This window comes from Paraburkholderia yinzeri (assembly GCF_046581065.1).
Classification (GTDB): Bacteria; Pseudomonadota; Gammaproteobacteria; order Burkholderiales; family Burkholderiaceae; genus Paraburkholderia.
In genome coordinates this window covers 1,557,789-1,576,896 of sequence record NZ_JBFOCJ010000001.1, presented here as the reverse complement: position 1 = coordinate 1,576,896, position 19,108 = coordinate 1,557,789, and the positions used below count along the sequence as shown (strand labels likewise).

Below are 19,108 nucleotides of genomic sequence, written 5' to 3'. Positions count from 1 at the left end.
ACCGGGTCTCGCGCGGAACGCGTAGCTGGTACGCGGCGCTGCTGGCAGGAAGACGAGCCTTGACGTGGCGGAAGGAGGTGCCGCACACGCAAGGCAGGACAGCCCGTGCAGCGCTGAAAGAAGCGCGCGGATTTCGGCTGCCCAGGCGAACGGCAAAACGGCGCCCCGCGCTTCACGGTGGGTCGTTCCACCTTGAGTTCCCGATCCAGCCATGGCAGGCACAGTTGTTGCCGCCACGGCTATTACGATTCAGGAACCCTATCGCCAGTCACGCAGGGATTGAGCGCGTTAGTGTATTGGAAGCGCCGGGAATAGGCAACCGACAGGGCAGCCGCCGGCCGCAAAGCCCGTCCAGCCGGGCCGCGGCGGTTCTGGCCCCAGGTTTCTGGGGGCTTCCTTGCCGCAGCGCCGCAATGGAAGTAGGCTTGACCCTTTCTCTGCCACCCACCGACCAGGGAGCAACCATGATCGTCTTCGTCACCGGCGCCTCCGCAGGCTTCGGCACCGCCATCGCCCGGGCTTTCGTGAAGGGCGGCCACCGCGTCGTTGCAACCGCCCGCCGCAAGGACCGCCTCGATGCCCTCGCCGCCGAACTCGGCGACGCCCTGCTGCCGCTCGAACTCGACGTGCGCGATCGCGCCGCCGTGGAAGCCGCGCCGGCCGCCCTGCCGGCGGAATTCGCCGCCGTGGACGTGCTCGTGAACAATGCCGGCCTCGCACTCGGCGTGGAGCCTGCCCAGAGGGCCGATCTCGACGAATGGGAAACCATGATCGAGACCAACTGCACGGGCCTCGTGCAGGTCACGCGCGCCTTTCTGCCGGGCATGGTCGAGCGCAACCGCGGCCACATCTTCAACCTGGGTTCCGTGGCCGGCCGCTGGCCGTATCCGGGCGGCAACGTGTACGGCGCCACCAAGGCCTTCGTGCGCCAGTTCAGTCTGAACCTGCGTGCGGATCTGGCGGGCACCGCGCTGCGCGTGACGGATATCGAGCCGGGCCTGTGCGGCGGCACCGAATTCTCGAACATACGCTACCGCGGCGACGACGCCAAGGCCGCCAACGTCTACAAGGACGTGGAGCCGCTCACGGCCGAAGACATTGCCGATTCGATCTACTGGATCGCCACGCGCCCCGCGCACGTGAACATCAACACGATCGAGCTGATGCCGGTTGCGCAGTCCTTCGCGGGCCTGACTATCCATCGCGGCTGAGGCCCTACCCGGCGCAACCCCGCCTGTGTCCGTCAGGTGAACGAAAGTCAGTGGGGGTGCGCGTTCCGGTAGAATGCGCGGCATGGAAAAACGCACGAGCCAGACGGGCACCGCCCCGCGCCCGGACGAGCGGGGCTTCGAGTGGCAGGTTCGCGTGTACTACGAGGACACCGACGCCGGCGGCATCGTGTTCTACGCGAACTACCTCAAGTTCTTCGAGCGCGCGCGAACCGAATGGCTACGTGCGTGCGGCGTCGATCAGCGCCGCCTCGCCGGGGAAGCCGGCGTGCTCTTCGTGGTGCGCCGCACGGCGCTCGACTACCGTGCGCCTGCGCGCCTCGACGATATTGTCACGACCGTGACAAGGATCGAGAAACTCGGCCGCGCGTCGGTCGATTTCGTGCAGGAAGCGTGGCGTGGCGAGACGCTGCTCGCCGCAGGCAGCATTCGCGTCGCCTGTGTCGAGGGCGCCACCCTGCGGCCCGCCGCCATTCCGGACCCTGTGCACGAGGCATTATTGCGCGGCGGACCGGTCAAAGTTGCAACGGCCGTGTCAACGGCCGCGCAGTAATTTCCGTTGATACGACGCCAGTGAACTCGCGCCGGTCAAAACAGGACCAAGCAGGGTTCGGTCGCACTGGCGCCGGGGATTTCCGTTTGCCTACGGAAACCCTCGCAACGCCTTGCAGCCGTTCGCCCCTTTCGGGACGCTACAACGAACCTCTATGAACACGACGCAAGATTTTTCAATCCTTTCCCTCGTTCTTAATGCGAGCGTGCTGGCGCAGGCAGTCATGGGACTGCTCCTGCTGCTCTCACTGATTTCCTGGACCTTCATCTTCCGCAAGTGGTTTGCGATCCGCCGCGCTCGCGCGCAGACCGAACGCTTCGAACGCGACTTCTGGTCGGGCGGCGATCTTCAGGCGCTCTACCAGAGCGCCGCAAACAACCGCCACACGATCGGCGCGCTCGAGCGTATTTTCGAATCGGGCATGCGCGAATTTCTCAAGGCCAAGGAAAAGCGCATGAACGACCCAGGCGCCGTCCTCGATGGCGCACGCCGTGCAATGCGAGCAGCGTTCCAGCGCGAAATGGACGCGCTCGAAGCAAACCTCTCGTTCCTCGCATCGGTGGGTTCGGTGAGCCCGTACATCGGTCTCTTCGGCACGGTCTGGGGGATCATGAACGCATTCCGCGGTCTCGCGAACGTGCAGCAAGCCACGCTCGCGAACGTCGCGCCCGGCATCGCCGAAGCGCTGACAGCCACCGCAATCGGTCTTTTCGCCGCGATTCCGGCTGTCGTCGCCTATAACAGCTACGCGCACGACATCGACCGCCTCGCGATCCGCTTCGAAACCTTCATCGAAGAGTTCTCGAACATCCTGCAGCGTCAGGCCCACTAATCTTCAAGGAGTCGAAGATGGCTGGCTCAGTTCGTTCGAGCATGCGCGGCAGCCGATCGCGCCGCGCGATGGCCGATATCAACGTCGTGCCGTACATCGACGTGATGCTGGTGCTGCTCGTGATCTTCATGGTGACGGCCCCGCTAGTCGCTCCGTCGATCGTCAACCTGCCCACTGTGGGCGGCGCGTCACAACAGCAGCAAACGCCGCCCGTCGTGGTCAACATTCGCGCGGACGGCAATCTGAGCGTACGCTACAAGGATGATTCCGGCGCCACGCAGCAGGAAACCATGACGCGAGCCGACCTGACTACCTTCGTCGGCGGGCGAGAGCAGGATCATCCCGACCAGCCGGTCGTGATCGCCGCCGACAAGGCCGTCAAGTACGAAACCGTGATGGACGTGATGTCCGATCTGAAGGCGCAAGGCGTCAAACGTGTCGGACTGCTCGTCAAATCGCAATGACCCGCAAGAATCTCAGCTATCCGCTTCAGCCCCCGCGCGAACGCGGCACGCTGCGTGCTTTACTGCTCGCCGTGCTGATGCACGTGCTGCTCGGATTGTTCCTGTATCACGGTATCCATTGGCAAAACAGCACGCCGGCAGGCGAAGAAGCCGAGTTGTGGACCGAGGTGCCCGATCTTTCGACGCCGCGGCCGGCACCGCCGCCCGTCCCCGTCGCACCGGCCCCGCCGCAGCCGACGGAAGAAGCCGACATTGCGCTACAGCAACAAAAGCGCAAGCAAGAAGAAGCCGCGCGTCAAGCGCAGCTCGCCGAGCAGCAGCGCCTGCTCGAACAGCAACGAGAGGATGCCGAAGCGAAGCGTCAGCAGCAACTCGCGGCGCAACAGGCGGCGCAGCTCGCCGTCCAGCAGAAGGCCGCGAAGCTCAAGCAGCAACAGGATCAGCAGGCCGCGGCCGACAAGCTCAAGCAACAGCAGCTCGAAGCGCAGAAGAAGCAGCAACAGCTCGAAGACCAGCAAAAGCAGGCGCAACTCGACGCCCAGAAGAAAGCCGACGCCGCGAAGGCCAAGGCGCAGGCCGAAGCGCAAACGAAGAAGCTCGACGCCGAACGACGCGCGCGTATTGCGCAGATGCAAGGGGCGATGGGCGGCGGATCGAGCGATAGCGGCAACGGACTCGCGAAGAGCGGCAACGGCAGCGGCGCGGGCGGCACGGCGGCGTCGGCGGGTTATGCGGAGAAGGTTCAGCGCCTCGTGCGGCCCAAGATCATCTGGGCCGGCGGGACAGAGGGCCTCGAAACCGTCGTGGCAGTGCATTGTGCGCCAACGGGCACGCTGCTCTCGGCGATCATCACGCGCAGTAGCGGCAATTCGCAGTGGGACGCCGCCGCGTTTCGGGCGGTCCAGCAATCGGATCCCATGCCGCTCGATACCAACGGCAAAACGCCGTCGAACTTTACAATTACTTTGCGCCCGGCAGGTTAAGGGCGGCCCCAGGGGTACAGGAACTCAGGCGTGCAGCAGCAGCTCGCGGAACGATTCGACCGATTTCGGGTCTGTCTCCTGTTGCACGATGTTACAAAATTGCTTTTTCGGGAAACATCACAGCATGAGTTTGATGACGAAGCTTGGTCTGCGAACCCTCGTCGCGTCCTGCCTCATCGTGGCAGGCAGTGCGGCACATGCACAACTCAACGTCCTCGTGACGGGAATCGGCTCCACCCAGTTTCCGATCGCGACGGCCAATTTCGCCAATGAGGCGAACTCGCCGCAGCAGGTCAGCGCGATCGTGCGCGCGGATCTCGCGCGCAGCGGCAAGTTCAGCAACATCGACGCGGGCAGCACGCCCGTTTCGGAAAACGATCCCGTCGATTTCGGCGCCTGGAAGGCCAAGGGTGCCAACGCATTTGTCGGCGGCAGCGTCAACAAGCTCGCGAACGGCCAGTACGAAGTGCGCTTCAAGCTGTACGACACGGTCAAGGGCCAAAGTCTCGGCGGTCTCGTGCTCGTGAGCCCCGAAAGCGGCCTGCGTATGAGCGCGCACAAAGTGGCCGACTACATCTACAAGACGCTGCTTGGCGATCGCGGCGTGTTCGCGACGCGCCTGTCGTACGTCATCAAGGTCGGCAACCGCTATCAGTTGCAGATTTCGGACTCCGACGGTCAAGATGCGCACATCGCGTTGTCGAGCCCCGAACCGATCATCTCGCCGGCATGGTCGCCGGACGGGACCAAGGTTGCCTACGTTTCTTTCGAGAAGAAAAAGCCGATCGTCTACGTGCATGACTTGCCGACCGGCCGCCGCGTGATCATTTCCGACCAGAAGGGCAACAACTCGGCGCCCGCCTGGTCGCCGGACGGCCGCACGCTCGCCGTCGCGCTGTCGCGTACGGGCAACACGCAGATCTTCGCCGTCAATGCCGACGGCTCCGGCCTGCGCCGCCTCTCGCAAGGCTCGACGATCGACACCGAACCCACCTACTCTCCTGACGGCCAGTCGATTTACTTCACGAGCGATCGCGGCGGCCAGCCCCAGATCTACAAGATGCCGGCCCAGGGCGAAAGCGCCGGCGCAGCGCAGCGCGTGACGTTCACGGGCAGCTACAACACGAGCCCGCGGATCAGCCCCGACGGCAAGGAACTCGCGTACATCTCGCGGACGGGCGGTGGATTTAAGCTGTACATTCAAGATCTGCAATCTGGCGTAGCCACGCCGCTCACCGACACGACACATGACGAATCGCCAAGCTTCGCAGCGAATGGTCAGTACATTCTTTACGCCACTCAGGTGAACGGCCGTGGCGTGCTGGCTGCTGTATCGACCGACGGTCGGACGCGGCAAATCCTGTCCGTTCAGGGCGGCAGCGTACGCGAGCCGTCTTGGGGCCCTTTCATGCAATAACACTTCAGGAGAGTAAAAATGATGTCGAAGAAATTCCGCCTGGCCTTGGCCGTCTTGATGATCGGCGCGCTGGCCGCGTGCAAGTCGGGTGTTAAAGAAGAGCAAAACCCGAACGCCGGTGCAATGAACACGCAGCCGAACCCGAACGCGGTCGCTCAGGTGAACGTTGACGAGCTGAACAACCCGAACAGCCCGCTCGCCAAGCGCAGCGTGTACTTCGACTTCGACAGCTACGCCGTCAAGGACGAGTATCAGTCGCTGCTGCAAGCTCACGCTCAATACCTGAAAACGCACCCGGAACGTCACGTCCTGATCCAGGGCAACACCGACGAGCGCGGCACGAGCGAGTACAACCTGGCGCTGGGCCAGAAGCGTGCTGAAGCTGTCCGCCGTGCTCTCTCGCTGATGGGCGTGCCGGATTCGCAGATGGAAGCTGTCAGCCTCGGTAAGGAAAAGCCGGTCGCAACGGGCCACGACGAAGAATCGTGGGCACAGAACCGCCGTGCTGACCTCGTGTATCAACAGTAATCGACGTATTTGAAGGGGCGTATGTCGCATCGTTTCTCCCCGCTGCGGGTTGCCGCAGCAGCCTGCGTGGCCGGCATCGCGTTCGCGTCGATGCCCGCTCACGCGGGCCTCTTCGATGATGATCAGGCGCGCCAGGCGATTCTCGACCTGCGGGCGAAGACGGACAGTCTGTCAACCCAGTTGTCCGCCGCGCAGCGCACGATTCTCGATCAGTCCAACAAGATCGACCAGTTGAACCAACAGGTGGCGACGCTGCGTGGACAGAACGAGGACATGGCGAATCAGCTGGCCACCGTGCAGAAGCAAGAGAAGGAGTACTACACGGACCTGGACACGCGCTTGAAGAAGTTCGAGCCGCAGCAGGAAACCGTGGATGGCATGCAAGGCACCGTGCAGCCGGGTGAGACGGATGCGTTCAACGCCGCTTCGGAGCAGTTCCGCAACGGCGACTTCAAGAACGCGGCCTCTTCGTTCCGCAGCTTCATTGCCAAGTACCCGCAGAGTCCTTATCAGCCGACCGCTCAGTACTGGCTCGGCAACGCGCTCTATGCGCTGAAGGACTACAAGGGTTCGACAGCAGCGTGGCAGAACGTCGTCAAGAACTACCCGCAGCATCCGCGCGCGCCCGAGGCGTTGCTCGCGATTGCGAACAATCAGATCGAGCAGGGGCAGAAGGCCGCGGCCAAACGCACTCTCGAGCAGATCGTTGCGCAGTACGGCAGTTCGGATGTCGCCCAGCAGGCGCAGAGCAAGCTGTCACAGCTCAGATAAGCGCCGCAGGACACGGTAGTTGTCGCGCACCCGCGGTTGCACACCGCAAAGCACGCCTCTCGCATGTGAAAGGAGGGCCCGGGATACGGCGTGTCCCGGGCCTTTGTTTTTCCCTATGCTCCGCGCGGTTGACGTTGCTTTCAGAGTGCGCTATAATCCCGCTTCTTTTGGGTCGTTAGCTCAGCTGGTAGAGCAGCGGACTTTTAATCCGTTGGTCACAGGTTCGAATCCCGTACGGCCTACCAAAAGATTCAAGGGCTTAGCGTTCGCGCTAGGCCCTTTTTCTTTCCCGTTTGGCGTCGATATTAGACAGTGTCTAATATTCTTCTCGCGTTAAGCTCGGCCGACGTTGTCAAGATTCGCCGGCGCAATGGCGCATGGCCCAGTCACGAGTAGATAGCAGCAGCCAAAAATTTGGCCTCCGGAAAAAGGTAACCGGAGTAACCGGACAAAGAGAACCGGCCTCAAAGCCTTGTCCAGCAAGGCTCCCAGCGATCCACAAAAAGGTAACCATAAGGTAACTGAAGCGTAACCGGTTACCTTTTATATGAGTAACCTTTCCTAAAACTCCATTCCTTTAAAATCAAAGGCTTGCGAGCCAGTTACCTTTTGGGTTACCTCGGGTTACCTTTTTGAGGTAACCGGAATCCGTCTTTGAAATCATCGCGTTAGACGGCTTTTTCTGCCCCGGTTACGCCGGTTACCTTTTTCCGGTGGCCTTCCCCAGAATCAGCCCCATTCCGTACATAAAGCGTTGCCTCCGCCGTCTTTCGCTGCGGCGCATCCTCCTTCTGCATCAGAGAGCACCTCTCGCGCATCAAAACGCATCAGTGCAACGCACCAGAATTCACCCTGAGCGGCCTGTGGCATGCGCCTGCATGCCTCACCTGCCCACCGCATCAAAACCCGCCCCACAAGAGAAACCCGCAGGCGGGGAGGGGACTGCATTTGTACGGCGCGGCGGCCAGCAGAACCAAGCGGCGAATCGACAGGGGTCGGCGTAGTTGAATAAATCCAGTGCAGCCGCCGACCTTACGCCACAAGCACCGGTCATGGAGGCACTTCTGTTAACTTCCGAACGAAGTGTGTAAATTCTCGAAATTTATCCATATGAGCGCAGTGAATTGCACGACTGCACTCGCTCCTCGTCAGTCGCTCGCATCGCATGAATGCCGTCATCGCCGGAGCAAGCCAAAGCAAGTATGATTACGCCTCGAAACAAAAGGAACATTTGGAAAGGTGCGTAATGCTATCGAAAGAAACAATTGAGTCGCTGTCTCCGTCATCTTTCTGGGTTCCCCATTACTTTTGTCAATCCGCCTGGATTGAGCACGCGCCATTTGCCTTCTGGCTCACGGACGCTCTGCGACCCAAACGGTTCGTCGAACTCGGAAGTCACTATGGCTACTCCTACTTTGCTTTTTGTCAAGCAATAGAGCGCCTCGGAATCAGTACTGCGGCATATGCCGTTGACACATGGCAGGGCGACGAACATGCCGGCTTCTATGACAACTCCGTCTACGAAGCTGTGCTGGCAACCAATCAGCGGTACGCTGGCTTCTCTCGGCTGAACCGAGCCACTTTTGCGGAAGCAGCCGAATATTTCAGCGACGCATCGATCGACCTCATCCATATCGACGGACGCCATTTTTATGACGACGTCAAGGAGGACTACGAGTCGTGGCTTCCAAAGCTGACGAAGGATGCGATCGTCCTTTTCCACGATACGAATGTCCGGGAGCGCGGTTTCGGTGTCTGGAAATTTTTCGAGGAACTGTCGGCTAAATACCCGTCCTTCCAATTCAACCATGGCAATGGACTGGGCGTGCTGGCGCGAGGGGCTATCCCGGAGAAATTAACTTCACTGTTCGCGGCCAAAGGGTCGGAGATCGACCAAATCCGCTCCATGTATTCCAGCCTCGGCGGCCTGTTGGTGCCGCGCCGACAACTGATGGCGAAAACTGAGGCTATCGCCGAAATGCTGAAAGACGGCGCAGATGTGAGTGCCAATGCTGCGGAAACGCTGGCTCGCATTTCGGATTGGGATCCTCAGATACAGGTGATTCGATCTGCGATAGAGCGTTATAAGGCCAATGCACTGGCAAGCGCCCCGGCAGCACTACATGCCGCGCAAGCACGAGCTTCAGAGCTTGAAGCGGCTATCGCCGTCCTCAACGAGGAAGTAGCACAGATCAGAGCCCTTCGGGTCAGCGAAGAAGCGGAGACCCAGGGAATACGCCGGGCAAATGAATCATTGCGCGCGGACATCGAAGCAAGTAATGCGACAGCGTTGGAGCTTCAACGAGACAATGCCCAGCTTCAGGCAATCCTGAACGAGTGCGAAGCGGAGACTGCAACGTTGCGCTCAGCGGTCGAGCTGACGAAATCTACCGAAAAGAAACGCCCCGCCGAGGATCTAAGATCCCTACTCGCCGAAATGGTGATTCAGGAGCGGCGCCACGTCCAAGCGCTATCTGACAGGGCAGACCACATCGCCAGGGAGGGGGTAGAGAAAGACGCCGTGATTGCTTCGCTGCGTGATTCGATAAACCATCTCTCGCACCAGAACGTTGAATACACGCGCGCCTCGGATGAGCTTATCGCCATACGCAATAGCACGTCCTGGAAGATGACGCTGCCGGTGCGTCGCGCACTGCGAAGCGTGCCAATATTGCGCACGCCCGCCCGTCGCGTGATCAAAGCGATTCACTGGACAGCGACCGGCCAGCTCTTCAAGCGACTAGCAGCAAGACGACAAGCGCTGGCTCTACTCCACGCCCAGCACGCGCCGGTGATCGATGCGCCTGAGTCACTGGAAGAAGCGGTTATCGTAAGCCCGCTAACACCGGCCGAAGCCGCGCGCCCAATCGAAATTGACTACAGCGTTTCGGTGCCGTTCAGCTTTGCCAAGGTCCCCGATCTGAATAGCGGGAGCGTCGCGGCGATTGTTCATCTGCATTATGAGGAACTCGCCGGCGAATTCCGCTCGTACCTCAGCAATGTGCCAGTCGATCTCGACGTATATATTTCTACCACCGATAGCTTCCGTGCGTCGGTTATTGAAAAGGCGTTTTCGGGCTGGGCAAAGGGCAGCGTTGAAGTCCGGGTAGTGCCCAATCGGGGTCGAGACATCGCGCCCAAATTGGTGACTTTCAGCGATGTTTACGATCGCTATGCCTATGTAGTCCATCTACACGGCAAGCGGTCAAAGCATGCAACCGTACTCTCACCATGGCGACACTTCCTTCTGGAGAACCTGCTTGGGACTCCAGAAGTCGTGACAAGTGTGCTGCACGCATTTGGTCAGAATCCCAAGCTCGGCATCATCGCGTCTCAGCACTTTGAGCCAATGCGTCATTGGGCGAACTGGGGCGGTAATTTTCCGAACGCAGAAAAACTTGCGAGAAGAATGGGTTTCTCGTTGAACGAGCGCGACCCGCTTGATTTCCCGTCGGGCTCAATGTTCTGGGCTCGTACTGCAGCGTTGAAGCCGTTGCTTGACCTACGGCTGAAGACCGATGACTTCGATGCTGAATCCAATCAGACCGATGCGACCCTCGCGCACGCCATCGAGCGCATATTCTTGCACACATGTGAGCACGCGGGCTTTGACTGGATCAAGATCGCTCGCCCCTCCCTGCATGAGAACACGCCTTGTATCGTCGGAGTGCCTCGCGAATCAGACCTGGCGACGTTCTTCAATCGCTGCGTGTTCCGCCTGCTCGATCCCCGAGGAGTCCGTCAACGTACAGTCAGGCCAAACCCAGTCGAGAAGGCTCCGGGGCACTTGTTCGACTACGTACGGAACCGTGCCCTTGGACTGCACATCGACGTCAAGTCCGATACACGCGTCGCGATCGGTCTCGTTACGTACAACAACAGCGCCGAAGAACTGGCGCTGGCCGTCGGCGCGGCCGAACTCTCCTTGAAGACGGCTGATTTGAGCACGGCGGGAAGCCTTTTCTTGTTGGATAACGGTGCAAGCACCGACGAGTCGATTGACGCAAGGGATCTCATTACACGGTTACCCAGTCGTGGCAACATTGGGTTTGGAGGCGGCCATAATCATCTTATGCGAGCCGCGTTCGACGAGGGTTTCGACATCTATATCGCCATCAATCCGGATGGCGCGCTTCATCCTGATGCCGTACGTGCGCTTGTCCAGATGGTACTGGCGGCGGATGGAAAGGCGTTAGTTGAGGCGCTCCAGTTTCCATCTGAGCATCCGAAGCCGTACGACGAACACACGCTGGACACCCCGTGGGTTTCCGGCGCTTGTCTCGCAATCTCGAAGTCCGCGTTCGCTGACCTCGGAGGATTCGACGAAGACTTCTTCATGTATTGCGAAGACGTAGATCTCTCATGGCGCGCGCGCACATGGGTACGCGCTGAAGACGTGTCCACGTGCGCTGTTCCTGCACGCCGTCACAAACCGGGAAATGAAACCGACGACTCTAAGAATGATTTTTGAGTCTGGCATCACATTGGCACGCAAATGGGGCTCGCCCGATTTTGAGCGCTGGCTTCGAACCGAATTGACCGCGCGAGGATTCTCGACGCCCCACTCGTCCCCGATGATCGTTCCTGATGAATGGCGCACCTACGCCGATTTCTCCAACCACTTTAGTTTCGCGCAGCCGCGCTGGTAAGTCATGATTGAAAACCAAATTGATTGCATCGTGCGCTTTCACGATGCGAAGCGCCTCTATGAGCTGAATCGTTGCGTTTTCGCTTTGGTGGGTCAGACACATCGTCCCCTGAATATCATTCTCGCAGTTCAACGCTTCTCGGAGATGGAGATAGCCGCGACGCATGCTGCGCTTGAGCCGCTGCTACGTCTGCCGAACGCGCCGACGCTGATACTCAGGAACTGGGATAGTCCAACCCCAACCGATGCGAGGACGGAACTGCTGAATATGGGATTGCGGTCTGCAACCGGCCAATACGTCGCCTTCCTGGACTATGACGATGTCCTATATCCGGAGGCATATGCAGTGCTTGTTGATCGGTTGAAGACTAGCCGCTCTGCAATAGCGTTCGCTTCTGTACGCGTGGTAAATGCAGATGTACACCAACAATTTATTCGCATCACAAGGCAAGTTGACGCGCCATTCGCTGGTGAGGATCTGAAAGATCTCTTCCGAGCCAATTTCTGCCCAATACATTCGTACTTGATCGATCGGTCGATTGTTTCACCGGACATCCTGTCGTTCGATACTGTCCTCACTTGGGAAGAAGACTACGACCTGCTTTTGAAGATTTGTGCGTCATATCCGTCCGACTTCCAAGCAATAGGGAAGATAATCGGCGACTACTACTTCAAGACGGATGGTAGCAACTCGGTTCCGACAAATGGAATCTTGAGCGAAGAACGTCAGCTCATATATGAGCGCGTTACTGCCCTCATCGAAGTAAGGCGCAGAACAACCTTGGTCGCACCGGAAGTACAAGCACAACTGGGCTTGGATGTATGTGCGACCACTATGACGATCCGTGGTGCTCTGGACGCGCTACTTGTAGGGTCATCGAACTGATACCGCAAAGGTCGCGGCGACCTCAAATCTGGACTGCGACCCAGGCATTGACTATTGGGACCTCGATGGTGAGAACAAGCCCCCTGCGTCCAGGCTGTATGTCTTGCGAAACAGACCTGTGTTCTATAGCGCGGGGGCTGTGCTGGTTGGCACTTTCATCGCCTACCTGTTGCTGCATCACTGAAGGCCCGCAACTTACGCCGCTGCCGCGCCGATGGTATACGGCATGAATCGCACGATCTCGTCGCCAATCCACTCGTTGAGTTGTTCAAAGCGACGTTGCAGCGGCGCGATTTCGTTCGCACCGAACACCTCGGCGGCCGTGTTGGCTGCACCGAAGCCTCCGGTATTGCTCGGCACGATCCCCATGAGCTGCGGCGGGATGCGATGCGCCGCGAGCAAGTCGTCGCGCGTGACATTCTTTATGTTGAAAAACTCGTCTTTGGCCGTGACCTCTGAAACGGGAATGAGCTGGATGCCGTCTTTCTTGCCGTTCGGCGCGTACATGAACAAGTTTCGGAAATTGCCCGGTCCCTTGCTGTTTTTCAACGCCTCGCGCATCTTGTCTACATCGCTCTGACTCTGCGCCGCGTCCGTCATGTACAGGATGAACCCAGCGTGCGAACCATTCTCGTAATAACGCCGGCGAAACAGCGTCGACGATTCATTCAACCAAGCCGCGTGCAGCGCGCCGAGATATTCGGGCAAGCCGTACACCTCCTGGTCAATGTCCGGTTCCATCAAGTGATGGAGTGAGCTGGCCGCGAACTCGTGTTCGATCTGAAAGCCGTCGATCTGAAAGAAGCCTTGCAGATCCGTCGACCGGCGCACGTATTTCGCCGGCGCGCGCTTAAGCGTGAGCAAACCGCCGAGCCTGTTGCGCTGTTCCTCGACGTAGCTGTTTCCGAACACCATGTAATCGAGCGCCAACTTGCCGAACTCGTCACGCGATAGCAACTTGTGCGGCACGAACGTCGACGCGAGCACGTTGCGTTTGAAGTAGATCGCCGAACTATGATGCACGCCGGCGCGAAACGATTTCGCAAGGCCCGCCCATGACACCGGAGGCTCGAACCACTTGCCGGCCGCCCATGACTGCACGTAATCAAGAATCTCGGCCCGATCCATCACGGGCACTGGATCGTCGAACGTGAAGGCCTCGGCCTTGGCCGGCGTCGATGTGTCCGCCGGCGTCGTGCTCGATGCGTGCATGCTGTTTTTGCGCTTACTCATGAAAACTCCATAAAGCCCGTGTTGTTTGCCGTGACACCCTCTAGCGGCTCGTTATCGAGCGCATGCAGGCACGCCCAGGCCAAATCAGCATGGCCCGTTTCCTCGTTGCGCCCCGCCTCGTATGTGACCTTTCGGCCGCTCGCCGTCATCGTCTTTCGAATCGCCATGAACGATTGTGCTAGATCGGTCCATCCGGCATCGAATTCGAGCCGGCCCTTGCCGACCACTGACAAGCCTTTGAGCACCAGGCGGCCTTTAACCTCGGGCGAATAGTTGAGCGCGACCGCGCTCGGATAGAACTGTTTGACGAGCTGATAGACGCCCTGGCCGATGCCGGTCGTATCGATCGCCATATAGCCGACGTTGTATTGCTGCGTGATGGTGCGAATCGCCTCGGCCTGTGCCTCGAAATCCATTCCGCGAAACTGCGCCCTGTGCAGCACGCGAAACTTTCCGCCTGGCACCGCCGGCGGGGCGACGACGACAAGGCCGGCCGTGTCGCCGGTATGCGCTGGATCGTAACCGACCCACACCGGGCGATAGCCGAAAGGACGGGGCGCGAGCGGCTTGAAATCGTCGGCCCATGCTTCCCATGAATCGACCATGCAGCGTTGCAGCTCGGCGAGCGGGAATATCGACGCCGTGTCGTCGATAAACTGGCACATCAACAGATTCGCGTAGTCCTGCGCGCTGTATTCAAGGCGCAACTCGTCGATATCGAACAGGTCACACCCGCCGGCAAGCGCATCCTCGACCGTCACGATCTGGCGCCATTGGCGATCCTCGCAAAGCCGGCCGCCGCCGAGTGCCTTGTGCGAGATATCGAGATGCAGGTGATCGGCTTTCGCACGGCCGCGATTGAAGTGCTCGCCGTTCCAAAAGGTGTACGCCGGATGGCTGATGCTCGACGGCGTTGAAAAATACGTCTTTCGCCATTGCTTGTGCATCGCCATGCCCGAGGCGACCTTTTGCAGCTCGCGAAAGCCGCTCACCCAAAAATACTCGTCGAAATAGAAATTGCCGTGATAGCTCTGCGCGGTCTTTGCGTTCGTGCCGAGGAAATAGAGAATCGCGCCATTCGGCAAGATGATCGGCTCGCCGGTCAATTCAACGTCTGCGGCCTCGCGTGCGAACTGGCAAATGTACTGCCGGAACACATGCGCCTGTGCCTTGCTGGCTGACAAGAAAATTTGATTGCGGCCGGTCCCGATCGCATCGTCCAGGGCCTCGCGTGCGAAATACCAGGTCGCGCCGATCTGCCGCGACTTGAGAATGTTGCGCGTGCGCTGATGGCCGTTGCGAAACCAGACCTTTTGATAGTCGAACAGCGAATCTAGAAACGCCTCGCGAAGTCGCTTGGCCTGTTCGTCGCTGAACGCATTGCGCTCGGCTTTCTCTTTGCGCGGCGCCTTATTGCGTGCCTCGATGTTCGGGTTTAGATCGCTCTCTTTCCCCGTTTCGCCGTACTTGCGCACGCGCGCCAAGCGCTCGACCTGTCGGCCGAGCAAGTCGATTTCCTTAAAGTCACCGCCGGTCTTTACCGGCTTAGCAATGAGCACCGCCATGCGCGTTTCTAGCGACGACTCGATGCGCTCGATCGGCGTCGCCTTGTCCCACTCGTCACGCTGCTTCCACGCCTCGACCGTCGCGCGTTTCAACTCCATGTGATTCGCGATAGACGTGACGCGCCAACCCTGCCAGTAAAGCGCGCGGGCTATACGGCGAGGGTCGGCGTTCGATTCGAGTGCAGGGGTGATATCGGCGGTTTCAAGCATGGCCCCAAGTTTCCCGCGCCGCGCGCGCGCAAGCACGCTTGCCAATTTGTACCCGGAGCACAAACAAACGGCCCACGTTGAGCCGTTGCGCTCGTGATCGCAAGATATCAACTCACGCTGAACCCTTACCCGAACCCCTCGGAACCTGTTGGAGACCTAACGATGCAATCTCGCAAGCTGTCGCTTATGTCGTTCGCCGTCGCGGCGATCGCGTTTGCTTTCACGATGGATGCACACGCGGCGACGCTCGCCGTGAGCACCGTTCTCAACCATGCTGATGTGCTCGGCACGCTCGCGTCGCACGGCGTCGACCTTGGCGCGGCTGCTGGCCTCGGCGCAATGGCGATCGGCTCGACCGCCTCGGCCGATGCGACGAAGCTCGCGAAGTCGAAAATGTTTCGCATCGCCGTCGAAGGTGCGACCACGGACGGCCGCACAATCGAGCGCGCATGGCTCGAACAGATTGCCGCGAATTACAGCGCGACGAAGTACGGCGCACGCGTGAACCTGGAACACTATCGCGGCATCATGCCCGATGGCCCTTTCAAGGCATACGGCGACGTGCTGGCCGTTGAAGTGCGCGAACTCACTGGCGAATTCGCCGGAAAGCTCGGCCTGTATGCACAAATCGACCCGACTGCCGAGCTGATCGCCATGACGAAGGCGAAGCAAAAGATTTACACCTCGTGCGAAATCGACCCGTCTTTCGCCGACACGAAACAGGCGTATCTGATCGGCCTGGCTGTCACGGATAGCCCCGCAAGCCTCGGCACGGAAATCCTTTCTTTCGCAGCTCAGAACCCGGCCGCGTCGCCATTCACCGGCCGCAAGGTATCGCCGACCAACCTTTTCACGGTCGCCGATGAAACCGTAATCGAGTTCGAAGAAGCCCCGCAACCGGCGGCACTGCCGGCGCTACTGTCCCGCGTTAAAGAGCTGCTGACCGGCGCGAAGAAGAAAGAAGCGGCCGACGATTCGCGGTTCGCTGATGTGACCCAGGCATGCGAAGCGCTCGCCACGCACGGCAAAGAACAGGCCGACACAATCGTCGCAACCGGCAAGCTCGTCGCCGACCTCGAAACGAAGGTCGCCGAACTAACCCAGGCGCGCGAAGCCGATCGCAAAGCGTTCGACGAGCTGCACACGCAGCTCTCGACCGCCGGCAACGGTCAACCGACGCGGCCGGTGACAACTGGCGCTGGTGCGGCGGCGCAAACGACCGACTGCTAACCCGACCCCCTCGGCTCTCTTTCGACCATTCGGAGCAATACAACATGCAGAACAACACCCGCGAGCTGTTTAACGCCTATCTGGCGGCAATCGCGAAGCTCAACGCAATCGCTGACCCGTCGAAGAAATTCGCGGTATCGCCGTCCGTGCAACAGACCCTGGAAAAGCGCTTGCAAGATTCGAGCGCGTTTCTGAACTCGATCAACGTCGCGCCTGTGACGGAACAGATGGGCGAAAAGCTCGGCCTCGGCATCGGCGGCCCGATCGCCGGAACGACCGATACCAAGGTGAAAGACCGCGAGACGATCGACCCAACCGATGTCGACGCGAACGGTTACTTCTGCTATCAGACGAATTTCGACTCGCATATCCCGTATGCGAAGCTCGATATGTGGGCGAAGTTTCCGAACTTCCAAACGCTGATTCGCGATCTGGTTCTCACGCGTCAAGCGCTCGACCGCATCATGATCGGTTTCAACGGCGTCAAGCGCTCGCCAACGTCCGACCGCACGGCAAATCCGCTGCTGCAAGACGTCAACAAGGGCTGGTTGCAGCACTACCGCGAGCAAGCGGCCGAACGCGTCATGGATCACGGCCAGACGGCCGGCAAGATCGTCGTCGGCGCTGCTGCCGGTTCGGATTACAAGAATCTCGACGCGCTGGTGTACGACGCGAAAACCTCGCTGATCGACCCGTGGCACCGTCAAGACACGCAGCTCGTCGCGATCCTCGGCGACGCGCTGATGAAAGACAAGTATTTTCCGATCGTGAACGCGAACAACGCGCCGACCGAGCAAGTCGCGGTCGACCTCGTGATTTCGCAGAAGCGCGTCGGCGGTCTGCCGGCTGTCACGGTTCCTTACTTCCCGGCTAATGGCGTGCTTATCACGCGCCTCGATAACCTGTCGCTGTATTACCAATCGGGCGCACGCCGTCGCACGATCGTCGAAAACGCCAAGCGCGACCGTATAGAGAACTTCGAATCGTCGAACGATGCTTACGTGATCGAAGATTTCGGCGCGGGCTGCCTGGTCGAAAACATCGAACAGGCGGAGTAAGCGACGATGAAAAGCCCCGCCCAACGCCATTACGAACGCGTCACGGCTGAAAAGGCTGCGGCCTCGGCTGCGCCTGGAGAATCCCTCGCCGGCGCGAGCGCTTACGAGCTGATGCTTGCGAAGCTGGCAACCGATCGCCGGCGCCTCAAATCGATCGCCTCGATCGAACGCAAGATCGCCGTAAAGCGTGCCGAGCTGCTGCCTGAATACGTCGACTATGTTGCGGGCGCACTGGCGGGCGGGCGGGGGGCGCAGGACGATGTTTTAACGACCGTGATGATCTGGCGCGTCGACGCGGGCGACTTCGCCGGCGCGCTCGATATCGCGCGGTATGCCCTCGCGCACCGGATGACGCTGCCCGATCAATACGACCGGCCGCTCGCGACCGCGATCGCCGAAGAATTCGCCGAAGCTGCACTGGCCGCGTACAAGCACGGCGCGAGCGTGATGCGCGTGAATGCTGCGCAGCTCGTCGAAGTCGCGCAGCTCACCGCGTCGGCCGACATGCACGATCAGGTGCGCGCGAAATTAAACAAGGCCCTCGGCTATATGGCCGAACACGGCGGCGATACACCGGCCGCCCTCGATCACCTACGCCGTGCGCTCGAACTCGATTCGCGCGTCGGCGTGAAACAGGACATTGCCCGGCTAAAGAAAGCCAGCAATGCGGCCGACGGCAACGCCGACCGCATGTAAAGAGCCCCCCGGCTGGGCGGCGCCGGCTGACGATCGCAACACCTGACGGAAACGCGATCCGACGCCGGCCCACCGCCCACTATTTCAGAGCTGAAACCATGAGTAGCTTTAACGCGATCGCAGAACCGACCATCACGCCCGAGCCAACCCCGCCGGCGGCCGAGCTGATCGTGACTAACGCGCCCTGGTTTCCCTCGATCGACCTGGCGCACATGCGCCAGGCGGTGCGCCTCGATGGCACCGTGACACATGCACGCCTGCGCGACGCGGTGATCGCCGCGATCGACGAAGTAAATCGCGAGCTGTCGGCGTGGCGCCTGTCCCACCAGGCCGCCGGCGTCGCAACGCTCGCCGAGCTGCCGGCCGACGATATCGGCGGTGAAAGCGTGCAGCTCGCGCGCTATCGCCGCGCCGTCTATTACCTCGCGCGTGCTGCCGTGACCGAGCAATACCGCGATTTCGATAGCACGAAATCGGGCGCGGCCGACGCGGCCGAGCTGGAGACGACGATCGACGCCGATCGCCGCAACGCACGCCAGGCAATCAACGACATGCGCGGCGTCGCGCGAACGACGATAGAGCTGATCTGATGCGCGTCTATGCACAACAGGGCGATACGGTCGACTCACTTTGTTATCGCTATCTCGGCCGCACGCAAAGCGTCGTCGAAGCGACGCTAGAACTTAACGCCGGCCTGGCCGATCACGGCCCCGTGTTGCCGCTCGGCCTCACCGTGGATCTACCCGACCCGCCGAACGATCAATCAACGATCCAGCTCGTCAACCTTTTCGATTAACCCGGAGTC

17 protein-coding genes, 1 tRNA gene and 1 riboswitch are annotated in these 19,108 nt (G+C 60.1%); of the genes, 16 read left to right on the top strand and 2 right to left on the bottom strand.

The features are described 5' to 3' along the window. Positions 1 to 132: 132 nt before the first annotated feature. A riboswitch (ZMP/ZTP riboswitch) is annotated at positions 133 to 282 on the bottom strand. Between the two features lie 182 nt (positions 283 to 464). The 11 genes from ydfG (at position 465) to WJ542_RS07490 (ending at position 12,311) form a co-directional block, all read left to right on the top strand. Continuing rightward, positions 465 to 1,211, top strand: coding sequence for a bifunctional NADP-dependent 3-hydroxy acid dehydrogenase/3-hydroxypropionate dehydrogenase YdfG (ydfG, locus tag WJ542_RS07540; RefSeq protein WP_411188673.1), 747 nt, complete (start codon positions 465 to 467; stop codon positions 1,209 to 1,211). Positions 1,212 to 1,284: 73 nt separating this feature from the next. Next, a complete protein-coding gene (ybgC, locus tag WJ542_RS07535) occupies positions 1,285 to 1,782 on the top strand; it encodes a tol-pal system-associated acyl-CoA thioesterase (protein WP_411188672.1) in 498 nt (165 codons plus the stop codon). 154 nt (positions 1,783 to 1,936) lie between these two features. Further along, positions 1,937 to 2,614 carry a protein TolQ gene (gene tolQ / locus WJ542_RS07530; RefSeq protein WP_411188671.1) on the top strand — a complete coding sequence of 226 codons (678 nt, stop codon included), beginning with the start codon at positions 1,937 to 1,939 and terminating at the stop codon, positions 2,612 to 2,614. 17 nt (positions 2,615 to 2,631) lie between these two features. Further along, entirely contained in the window at positions 2,632 to 3,078 is a 447-nt protein-coding gene (gene tolR / locus WJ542_RS07525; RefSeq protein WP_411188670.1) for a protein TolR, read from the top strand. After that, positions 3,075 to 4,061: a cell envelope integrity protein TolA gene (gene tolA / locus WJ542_RS07520; RefSeq protein ID WP_411188669.1), complete on the top strand. Its 987-nt coding sequence runs from the start codon at positions 3,075 to 3,077 to the stop codon at positions 4,059 to 4,061. The genes tolR and tolA overlap by 4 nt, the downstream gene beginning before the upstream one ends. Before the next feature lie 124 nt (positions 4,062 to 4,185). Further along, positions 4,186 to 5,478: a Tol-Pal system beta propeller repeat protein TolB gene (gene tolB / locus WJ542_RS07515; protein WP_411188668.1), complete on the top strand. Its 1,293-nt coding sequence runs from the start codon at positions 4,186 to 4,188 to the stop codon at positions 5,476 to 5,478. Between the two features lie 18 nt (positions 5,479 to 5,496). Continuing rightward, positions 5,497 to 6,006 carry a peptidoglycan-associated lipoprotein Pal gene (gene pal / locus WJ542_RS07510; RefSeq protein ID WP_027794205.1) on the top strand — a complete coding sequence of 170 codons (510 nt, stop codon included), beginning with the start codon at positions 5,497 to 5,499 and terminating at the stop codon, positions 6,004 to 6,006. A 21-nt stretch (positions 6,007 to 6,027) separates the two neighbouring features. Continuing rightward, on the top strand, positions 6,028 to 6,777 hold the full coding sequence (ybgF, locus tag WJ542_RS07505; RefSeq protein ID WP_411188667.1) for a tol-pal system protein YbgF: 750 nt from the start codon (positions 6,028 to 6,030) through the stop codon (positions 6,775 to 6,777). A gap of 169 nt (positions 6,778 to 6,946) precedes the next feature. Beyond that, positions 6,947 to 7,022, top strand: a tRNA-Lys gene (locus WJ542_RS07500). A 920-nt stretch (positions 7,023 to 7,942) separates the two neighbouring features. After that, positions 7,943 to 11,248, top strand: a complete 3,306-nt coding sequence (locus WJ542_RS07495) for a rhamnan synthesis F family protein (protein WP_411188666.1) — start codon at positions 7,943 to 7,945, stop codon at positions 11,246 to 11,248. 181 nt (positions 11,249 to 11,429) lie between these two features. After that, positions 11,430 to 12,311: a glycosyltransferase gene (locus WJ542_RS07490; RefSeq protein WP_411188665.1), complete on the top strand. Its 882-nt coding sequence runs from the start codon at positions 11,430 to 11,432 to the stop codon at positions 12,309 to 12,311. Between the two features lie 195 nt (positions 12,312 to 12,506). Here the strand turns inward: WJ542_RS07490 and WJ542_RS07485 are convergent, their stop codons facing one another. Both WJ542_RS07485 and WJ542_RS07480 read right to left on the bottom strand, forming a co-directional pair. Next, positions 12,507 to 13,544 carry a phage portal protein gene (locus WJ542_RS07485; RefSeq protein ID WP_411188664.1) on the bottom strand — a complete coding sequence of 346 codons (1,038 nt, stop codon included), beginning with the start codon at positions 13,542 to 13,544 and terminating at the stop codon, positions 12,507 to 12,509. Then, entirely contained in the window at positions 13,541 to 15,319 is a 1,779-nt protein-coding gene (locus tag WJ542_RS07480) for a terminase ATPase subunit family protein (RefSeq protein ID WP_411188663.1), read from the bottom strand. Before WJ542_RS07480 ends, WJ542_RS07485 begins: the two co-directional genes overlap by 4 nt. A gap of 162 nt (positions 15,320 to 15,481) precedes the next feature. Between WJ542_RS07480 and WJ542_RS07475 the strand changes: the two genes are divergently transcribed. The 5 genes from WJ542_RS07475 (at position 15,482) to WJ542_RS07455 (ending at position 19,099) form a co-directional block, all read left to right on the top strand. Next, entirely contained in the window at positions 15,482 to 16,549 is a 1,068-nt protein-coding gene (locus WJ542_RS07475) for a GPO family capsid scaffolding protein (protein ID WP_411188662.1), read from the top strand. A gap of 44 nt (positions 16,550 to 16,593) precedes the next feature. Next, on the top strand, positions 16,594 to 17,607 hold the full coding sequence (locus tag WJ542_RS07470) for a phage major capsid protein, P2 family (protein WP_411188661.1): 1,014 nt from the start codon (positions 16,594 to 16,596) through the stop codon (positions 17,605 to 17,607). Positions 17,608 to 17,613: 6 nt separating this feature from the next. Beyond that, a complete protein-coding gene (gene gpM, locus WJ542_RS07465; RefSeq protein WP_411188660.1) occupies positions 17,614 to 18,303 on the top strand; it encodes a phage terminase small subunit in 690 nt (229 codons plus the stop codon). Between the two features lie 98 nt (positions 18,304 to 18,401). Next, entirely contained in the window at positions 18,402 to 18,893 is a 492-nt protein-coding gene (locus tag WJ542_RS07460; protein WP_411188659.1) for a head completion/stabilization protein, read from the top strand. Then, positions 18,893 to 19,099 (top strand): tail protein X, encoded by a 207-nt coding sequence (locus WJ542_RS07455; RefSeq protein ID WP_411188658.1) that lies wholly within the window; start codon positions 18,893 to 18,895, stop codon positions 19,097 to 19,099. The genes WJ542_RS07460 and WJ542_RS07455 overlap by 1 nt, the downstream gene beginning before the upstream one ends. The last annotated feature ends 9 nt before the right edge of the window (positions 19,100 to 19,108 follow it).